Source organism: uncultured Veillonella sp. (assembly GCF_934230905.1).
In the GTDB taxonomy this organism is placed as follows: Bacteria; Bacillota; Negativicutes; order Veillonellales; family Veillonellaceae; genus Veillonella.
The window spans coordinates 37,572-46,024 of sequence record NZ_CAKQFJ010000017.1 but is presented as its reverse complement, the minus strand read 5'-3'; the positions used below and the strand labels follow the sequence as shown (position 1 = coordinate 46,024).

Sequence of the window (8,453 nt, the reverse complement as noted above, 5' to 3'; positions counted from 1 at the left end):
TTATATCATAATAAGCTATTTATATACATGAATTTCATCCATAGATTAATGAACAAGAATGTTTTTAATAGTAGTACATAGTAACATAATAAAAAACCAGTAACTACATATTGTAATTACTGGTTTTGTTGTTTTAAACTTATTTAAGATAATCAGCTAATGCTTGATCAATATAAGAAGCTTCTTCTGTAGTTGGTTCACACATTGGTAGATTAAATACGCCAGCAGGCAAACCAATTTTACGAGCTGCATACTTAACTGGAATAGGATTTGTTGTAATAAACATAGCTTTAGTGATTTCAGCTAATTTTTGATGTAATTGCGTTGCTTTTTGATTATTTCCTTCTTCAAAAGCTACAATCATATCATTCATATCTTGTCCAGCTACATGGGATACAACAGAAATAACGCCTGTGCCACCAACGGAAAGAATTGGTAATGTAAGACCATCATCTCCACTATATACCATGAAATCATCATCAGGCATTAAACGCTTAATTTCAGAAGCAATCATTAAATTGCCACTAGCCTCTTTGATGGCACAAATATGTGGATATTCTTTATGGAGGCGAGCTAATGTCGCTGGAAATATTCCAGTTCCTACTCGACCAGGTACATTATATACCATAATAGGTAATGTGGTGGCCTCTGCAATAGATTTAAAATGCAAATATTGACCTTGTTGATTAGGCTTATTGTAATACGGTACAACAACTAATAATCCATCAATACCAGGAATCGCAGATACTTCTTTTACAAAGTCTACAGAACCTTTTGTATCATTGGAACCTACATTAGCGATAATAGTACCTTTATCTCCACAAGCTTTTGAAATTGCTTTAAATAAGGCAATTTTGCTTTCACGAGACATCGTAGGATTTTCACCAGTGGTACCACAAACAACTAAACCATCAGACCCATGATCTAATAGATGCTGAGCAATGGATACTGTATTTTCAATGTTAACTGATCCATCTTCATTAAAAGATGTAATCATAGCCGTTAATACACGACCAAAGGTTTTCATATGTTTCTCCCCCTTGATAGATATTAAAATGCTTCTTTTTCTACCAAGTATTCTGCAATTTGTAATGCATTTAATGCGGCACCCTTACGAATTTGGTCACCTACAATCCAGAAATTCATACATTTATCATTGTATAAATCTTTACGGATACGACCAATTTCGCAATCATTTTGATTAGATGTATATAATGGCATAGGATACTCTTGCTCTGCTGGATTATCTTTAACTTGTAATCCTGGGAATGCAGCACAAGCTTTACGGAATGCTTCTACAGATACTGGTTCTTCTGTTTCGACTAATACTGATTCAGAATGAGAACGATACACAGGGACACGAACAGTTGTTGGCACGATTTGAATAGTGTCATCATGAAGAATTTTATGTGTTTCATTTACCATCTTCATCTCTTCTTTAGTATAATCGTTTTCTAAGAATACATCAATTTGTGGTAACAAATTGAAAGCAATAGGGAAATGTTTAGGTGCAGAACCTGTTGGTAACAAGTTAGCAGTCATCTCTTTACCTTCAGCATATTCTTTTACTTGGTTTTGAAGTTCTTCAATACCTTCTTTACCGGCACCAGATACAGCTTGGTATGTAGATACTACAATGCGTTTAATTGGAGAAATATCATACAATGGTTTTAAGCCAAGGCTCATAATAATTGTAGAACAGTTTGGGTTTGCAATGATCCCCTTATGCTTTAAAATATCTTCAGAGTTAACTTCAGGTACAACGAGTGGTACTTCTGGATCCATACGGAATGCACTGGAGTTATCAATAACAATAGCACCCCGTTTAGCTGCTTCTGGGGCCAATGTTTTAGAGATAGAGCCACCTGCAAATAAAGCAATATCGATACCATCAAAAGATTCAGGTTTAGCTTCTTCTACTATATATGTTTTGCCATTAACTGTAAGTTCTGTACCAGCAGAACGAGCCGAAGCCAATAGCTTTAAATTTTCATAAGGAAAATTACGTTCTTCAATAAGTGTAATAAATTCTGCTCCCACTGCTCCAGTGGCACCAAGAATGGCAAGATTAGGTTTTTTCATTTTATATCTCCTCAATTAAATGTATTGTTATGAATCTTATAAATAATGTTCTAAGCCATATGTTAATCCTGGTTTAGAAGCAATTTTTTTACATGCCAAAACGACACCTGGCATAAAAGATAAACGACTTAAACTATCATGTCGAATTGTTAGAGTTTCATCATAACCACCAAATAATACTTGTTGATGTGCTACATAGCCAGGTAGACGTACACTATGAATCGTAACATTATCAACCTTAGCACCTCGTGCCCCTGGTAAACTTTCACGTGTTAAGTCTTCGGAACCAGACACATGAGCGGCTTCCTTTGCATCGTTAATTAATTTAGCTGTCAAAATAGAAGTCCCAGATGGTGCATCGTATTTATGATTATGATGTAATTCAATAATTTCTACATCAGGAAAATAAGGCGCTAATTCGGCAGAAACTTTCATCATCATAACAGCACCTAAAGAAAAGTTAGGTGCTACTAAACAGTTTGCATTATGTTTTAATCCAAGTTTATGTAGCTCATTCCGTTGTTCTTCAGTAAGTCCTGTTGTACCAATTACTATATGTACGCCAGCACTAAGAATTTTTTTAGCATTTTCAAAAATAACAGCAGGATTCGTAAAATCAACGATTACATCAGGCTTATTATCACCCAACACTTCATCAATAGTTTCAGCCATTGTAATTTGTAATGGTTCAATTCCTGCTACAGTGCCAACATCTTGACCTGCCTTGGAAGGATCAATCCCCCCTACCATTGTTAATTCAGAATCAGCATGTACCGCTTTTACGACTTCACGACCCATTTTGCCGCCAGCACCATTTACCATTACTCGAATCATATTTACCTCCAAAAAAGCCAGTGGAGGTATCCACTGGCTTAATATATACGAAATATCGTTTATTAAACAAGAATTATGATAGCACTCCATCAATTTCAGTATTGATGACAGTCATCTACCTATTAAATAGACAACCAGCACGATGATTTGGCTATCATCGCACTTCGGCAAGTATACCTTTTGTCATGATTCATTGTTTGCCGACTCATCATGATGACTATTTATACTCGCACCTCTACCCTATTATTGAGTTAATATAATAAGTATAAGTAATTATGAGAGTTTAGTCAATGAAAATGATCAATAAGTTCTTGTGCAGCAGCAAGTGCAGTACTAGACATTCCTTTACCAGACATCATAGAGGCAATTTGTGAAAGTCGCTCTTTATCGCTTAATTCAGATAACGTTGAAATTGTTCTACCATTATATTCTGACTTAGCCAAATGATAATGCTGTTTTGCTATACTAGCGGTTTGTGGCAAATGAGTGATACAAAAAACTTGATTGGTTTTGGACAATGCTAAAATTTTTTCTGCTACTTTAACTGCAATATCACCACTTATACCAACGTCTATTTCATCAAATACTAGCGTTTTATGATTGTCGGTACGAAATACTGATTTAAATGCTAACGCAATACGTGCTAATTCGCCACCAGATGCGACTTTATGTAGTGGTAATAGTTGTTCGCCTTTATTAGCAGTAAATAATAATTCAATTGATTTAGCACCTAAAGGTAGGAGTTCTTCACATTCCTCTATGTAAAATCGAATATCCCCTTTTTCCATTCCTAAATCAATAATTTCTGTTTGTAATTGTTTTGCTATTATTTCAGCATTTTCCCGGCGTATAGAATTCAATGTAACTAATGCTTTTTTAGCAGATTTTTCTTTTTCAATTAATTGTTGCTCTAATTCACCTTGTTCGTAAACCTTAGACTCCAATTCCTCTAATCGTTGTTGAGCTTTATCTTCATAATTTAGTATATCTTGAACGGTATCTCCATATTTCTTTTTAAGACCATAAATTATAGAATCTCTATCTTGACAATATGCATAACGTTCTTCGTCATAACTGATAGAATCGCGATATCGATCAAGGGATTGTGCAGCTTCTTCTAATTGAAAGTAAGCAGAATTGACAAGTTCTGAAATGTCTTTAACTTGATCATCATATTTAATAAGATCATTTACTTCTACTTTAATTGTATTAACTGTCTCTAATAAAGGGTGTCGTCCACTATAAAACACATCATAACAAGAGCTGAGCACTTTATCTATATGATCAAAACTATCTAAACGTTTTAATTCTTCTGAGATAGATTCATCTTCCCCTATTTGTAATCCAGCATCTTCGATTTCATCAATCTGAAAACGAAGCATATCGAGTTCGCGGGCCCGTTCAGCCATATTTTCAGACAAATTATCTAATGCTTGTTTAGCTGTTTTATATTCTTTGTAAGCTGATTTATATGTTGCATATGCCTGTATACCAGCTTCGTTATAACTATCTAAATATTCGTGATGTGAATCGGGTTTTAAAAGTTTTTGATTGCTATATTGTCCATGAATATCTGCTAATAATAAGCCAATCTCTTTTAATGCTTTTAAAGGTATTGGTTGATCATTGGCTAATATTATGGATTTACCAGATATATTAAAAGATCTAGATAAAATAAGTTGATTATCTTCTACTATGATATTTTTAGACTTTAATACATCTAATAAACTTTGGTGATTGGCAATATCAAATATACCATCTATAACAAAACTATCTTTACCATGACGAATAAACTCGCTACTAGCTCGTTCTCCTAATAGAATACTGAAAGCATCCATTAGTATGGATTTACCTGCCCCAGTTTCGCCGGTAAAGATAGTAATGCCATCTTTAAATGAAATATTCATTTGCTCAATCAACGCAAAGTTGCGAATGCTCATTTGCGTTAACATATAATTTTAATCCTTCATTAAATCTTGAATTCTTGTAAGTACGGTAGGAACATCTTCTTCAGAGCGTGCGATAAGTAAGATTGTATCATCGCCAGCTAGTGTGCCAATTAATTCAGACCATTTTGCATGATCAATAGAAAAAGCTACAGATTGAGCAGAGCCTGGAATTGTATGTAATACAATTTGGTTTAAACTATGGTCAACCTTAATTAAGGAGTCTTGGAATAAGCGATTTATACGACTACGTGATAAAACCACATTTTCTTCTGGAGATAATGCATACCGATAATGTCCATCGCCAGTAGGTATTTTAATTAGCATTAGTTCTTTGATATCACGAGAAACAGTAGCCTGTGTTACTTCTATGCCTTCTTGTAATAAAGCAGCTGCTAACTCCTCTTGTGTTTCAATAGCCTTAGACTGGACAATTTCCTTAATTTTGTTATAACGATAGCGTTTCATTTTTTGCTCCCTTTTTTAAACTTGCACATAAAAGAGAATAGTATCTTTCTTACATTATTATACCATATATTCATAATTAATATATGGTATATTCCGTATATAGTATACGTGTTATGCATGTTATATTAATAATTAATAATTTTTAAATTTAATAATATGTATTTTCTTATAAATACACATAATACATGATTCATCTATTTATACAGAATTTATGATTAATGATTTTTATTGATATATTGCATAAATAAAAGACCCTTCTAAGGGTCTTTTATTTTGCATTATGCATTTTTAGTATAATAAAACTATAGAGTATTTCACTAAATATTAATTTTAATCAGAAATCAACGTTTTTGAATTAAATATAGTTCAGGCGGATGATTAGCTTGATTAATTGGTTGCCAATGACACACATTGTACTTAGATTGATCTAACTTGGAAATATAAGTATGTAATACATCCTTTTCTTCCATACCTTCAGGCGTACCAGGGTATGCTACGATAGTTATAATGCCATCCTTAGCTAATTTTGGAAAAGCATTATGTAAGGCTTCAATCGTATTTTTGGGCTGGGTTATAATACTATGATCTCCACCTGGTAAATAGCCTAAATTAAAAATAATTAAATCAATGGTATTTTCTTTAATCGCTTGATGAAGTGCAATATCATGAGAATTGTGTAAGAATGTAATTGTAACATTAGAATGTAATTTTTTTGATGCTAATAATTCTCTACTAGCATTAAGAGCTTGTTCTTGAATATCTATACCATATAGATGACATTCTGGTTGAGCTCGTTCTGCTAAATATAATAAATCATGTCCATTGCCACATGTTGCATCAACTACAACAGATGCAGACTTCATAATACGGTCCCAAATGAGATGCTGAAATTGAACTGCATTGTTGATATTAATCATACAACGTCACACTCCTTATAATAATTCGTCCCTACGAGATGCTAATTTTTTAAATAATGTACCAAAGAAACATTGGTCTTTAAATCGAACGAATAAACAATATACTGGATTTGATGAAACGTGTAAGGATTCTTTATTAGTGAATGAATAATCAAATGTACCATCTATACAAATATGTAGTTTAGGTTCTCTTTCTGGCATAGTTATTTGAATAGTATCATTTTCTTCTAAGACCATTGAAATTCCTTGAATTAAATGAGGAGCTACTGGCGTTACGATAATTGATCGGTTATCTGGTTTCATTATTGGACCACCGGCAGATAAATTATAGCCTGTAGAACCTGTAGCAGACGAAATAATAAGCCCATCTGAAGGATACATTTGAGTATGTTGTCCATTAACAGCCAAATTAATACGTGCCATTTTTGCAGGTTCCGATCGTGTGATTACAATTTCATTAATAATGGGAACAAGTTCATCTTTTGTACCATCTTCTCTGTCTACATAAGCGTGAAGATGTCCTCTTTTTTCAATCGTATAATCACCTTTTGCAATACGTTTAATATGACTTTGTAATTGATGGACTTCAATTTGATTTAAGAACCCTAGTTCACCTAAGTTAATACCACATACAGGTATATTATAAGAGAAAATTTGTCGTGCTAAATGAATGATGGTACCATCGCCACCAAAACTAAATGCTACATCAATATGTTTAAAAATTTCGGGTCTAGGAAGTACATTTTCCTTTGGTAGTTGTAATACCTTATAAGTATCAGGTATTTCTAGATCATCTGGTAAATATACTTCTATGTGTTCTTCTTTACAGATATGAGCTGCCATTTTAAGAACAGCCATGATTGTACTTTTACCCATATTGGGGAAAAAACCAATACGCATATATTTATCTCCTATAGTTTGTGAGCCTCATCTACAACGGCTGTAATCAACTCATTAGTTATAGATAATGCACTTTCTTTAGATTTTGTAAAATAGCCTAAAAACTCAATATTGCCTTCTGTTCCTTTGATTGGTGAGAAAGTTAATCCATGTAAATATAGTTGGCAATCATAAGCAACTTGTAATATACGTTGAAGCACTTCTTCATGCACAGCTCTATCGCGAACAATACCACCTTTACCAACTTTTTCTTTGCCAGCTTCAAACTGTGGTTTTATAAGAGCTACTAGTGAACCTGTATCTTTTAATAGTGTTGTGGCAACAGGTAATACTTTATCAAGAGATATAAATGCCACATCAATAGATATAAAGTCTACAAGTTCACCTAATTGTTCTGGAGTAACAGCACGGATATTTTGTTTTTCCATATTGATTACGCGCATATCTTGGCGTAGCTTCCAAGCTAGTTGATTATAGCCCACATCAATAGCAAACACTTTAGAAGCACCATTTTGTAATGCACAATCAGTAAATCCGCCAGTACTTGCTCCGATATCAATCATAACTGCATCAGTTAAATCAATAGGATATATTTGAATAGCTTTTTCTAATTTCAAACCGCCACGACTTACATAAGGTAAGGTATTCCCTTTTACAGTAAGTTTTGCATCTAAAGGAATCTTAGTACCTGCTTTGTCGATACGGATTGTATCCATAAAGATTTGACCGGCCATAATAGCGGCTTTTGCTTTTTCTCGACTTTCAAATAATCCTCGATTAACAAGGAGTATATCTAAACGCTCTTTATTACTCATATAACACCATTATATACAAAGAAATATTGAATATAAGCTATTAAAATACCCAACACTAAACCACCAAATACTTCAACAGGCGTATGACCAAGTAATTCTTTTAAAGCAATTTCTCTGTCTTTCAAAATAACAGGAATATTTCTTTTACTGAAATACTCAACAATTTGGTTTAATATTTTGGCTTGACGACCCGCTTCACGACGTACGCCGGAAGCATCATACATGACAACAATAGAAAATACTAATGCTACGACAAATATATCAGTAATACCATCATTTTTTAAGTATAATGCGGCTGTAGTAGAAATCACAAAAGATGTATGCGAACTAGGAAAACCTCCTGAACCTACTAGTCTTTCTAAGCGCAATGTACGATATCGGATAAGTTGCCATAAAAATTTAATGGCTTGTGCTGAAAACCATCCCCAAAAGGCTGCTTGAGCTATATAATTATGACAAATTTCTTCTAAAATATGGTACATATTATTTCA

Annotated in this window: 9 protein-coding genes and 1 riboswitch; all 9 genes read right to left on the bottom strand. The window is 33.5% G+C overall.

What is annotated here, in order from left to right:
• Positions 1–139: 139 nt before the first annotated feature.
• Positions 140–1,027, bottom strand: a complete 888-nt coding sequence (gene dapA / locus Q0E20_RS06160; RefSeq protein ID WP_295997819.1) for a 4-hydroxy-tetrahydrodipicolinate synthase — start codon at positions 1,025–1,027, stop codon at positions 140–142.
• Between the two features lie 23 nt (positions 1,028–1,050).
• The gene (locus tag Q0E20_RS06155; RefSeq protein ID WP_295997816.1) at positions 1,051–2,082 is read right to left on the bottom strand and encodes an aspartate-semialdehyde dehydrogenase; all 1,032 of its coding nucleotides are present in this window, start codon (positions 2,080–2,082) and stop codon (positions 1,051–1,053) included.
• 36 nt (positions 2,083–2,118) lie between these two features.
• Positions 2,119–2,916 carry a 4-hydroxy-tetrahydrodipicolinate reductase gene (gene dapB / locus Q0E20_RS06150; protein WP_295997812.1) on the bottom strand — a complete coding sequence of 266 codons (798 nt, stop codon included), beginning with the start codon at positions 2,914–2,916 and terminating at the stop codon, positions 2,119–2,121.
• Between the two features lie 71 nt (positions 2,917–2,987).
• A riboswitch (Lysine riboswitch) is annotated at positions 2,988–3,162 on the bottom strand.
• A gap of 41 nt (positions 3,163–3,203) precedes the next feature.
• A complete protein-coding gene (recN, locus tag Q0E20_RS06145; protein WP_296033124.1) occupies positions 3,204–4,868 on the bottom strand; it encodes a DNA repair protein RecN in 1,665 nt (554 codons plus the stop codon).
• A gap of 6 nt (positions 4,869–4,874) precedes the next feature.
• Positions 4,875–5,330: an arginine repressor gene (gene argR, locus Q0E20_RS06140; RefSeq protein ID WP_295997807.1), complete on the bottom strand. Its 456-nt coding sequence runs from the start codon at positions 5,328–5,330 to the stop codon at positions 4,875–4,877.
• A 341-nt stretch (positions 5,331–5,671) separates the two neighbouring features.
• Complete coding sequence (locus tag Q0E20_RS06135) at positions 5,672–6,247, bottom strand: class I SAM-dependent methyltransferase (RefSeq protein ID WP_295997805.1); 576 nt, start codon at positions 6,245–6,247, stop codon at positions 5,672–5,674.
• A 15-nt stretch (positions 6,248–6,262) separates the two neighbouring features.
• Positions 6,263–7,147 carry an NAD(+)/NADH kinase gene (locus tag Q0E20_RS06130; RefSeq protein ID WP_295997804.1) on the bottom strand — a complete coding sequence of 295 codons (885 nt, stop codon included), beginning with the start codon at positions 7,145–7,147 and terminating at the stop codon, positions 6,263–6,265.
• Between the two features lie 11 nt (positions 7,148–7,158).
• A complete protein-coding gene (locus Q0E20_RS06125; protein ID WP_295997802.1) occupies positions 7,159–7,962 on the bottom strand; it encodes a TlyA family RNA methyltransferase in 804 nt (267 codons plus the stop codon).
• Positions 7,959–8,444 (bottom strand): divergent PAP2 family protein, encoded by a 486-nt coding sequence (locus Q0E20_RS06120; protein WP_295997800.1) that lies wholly within the window; start codon positions 8,442–8,444, stop codon positions 7,959–7,961. The genes Q0E20_RS06125 and Q0E20_RS06120 overlap by 4 nt, the downstream gene beginning before the upstream one ends.
• Positions 8,445–8,453 lie beyond the last annotated feature (9 nt).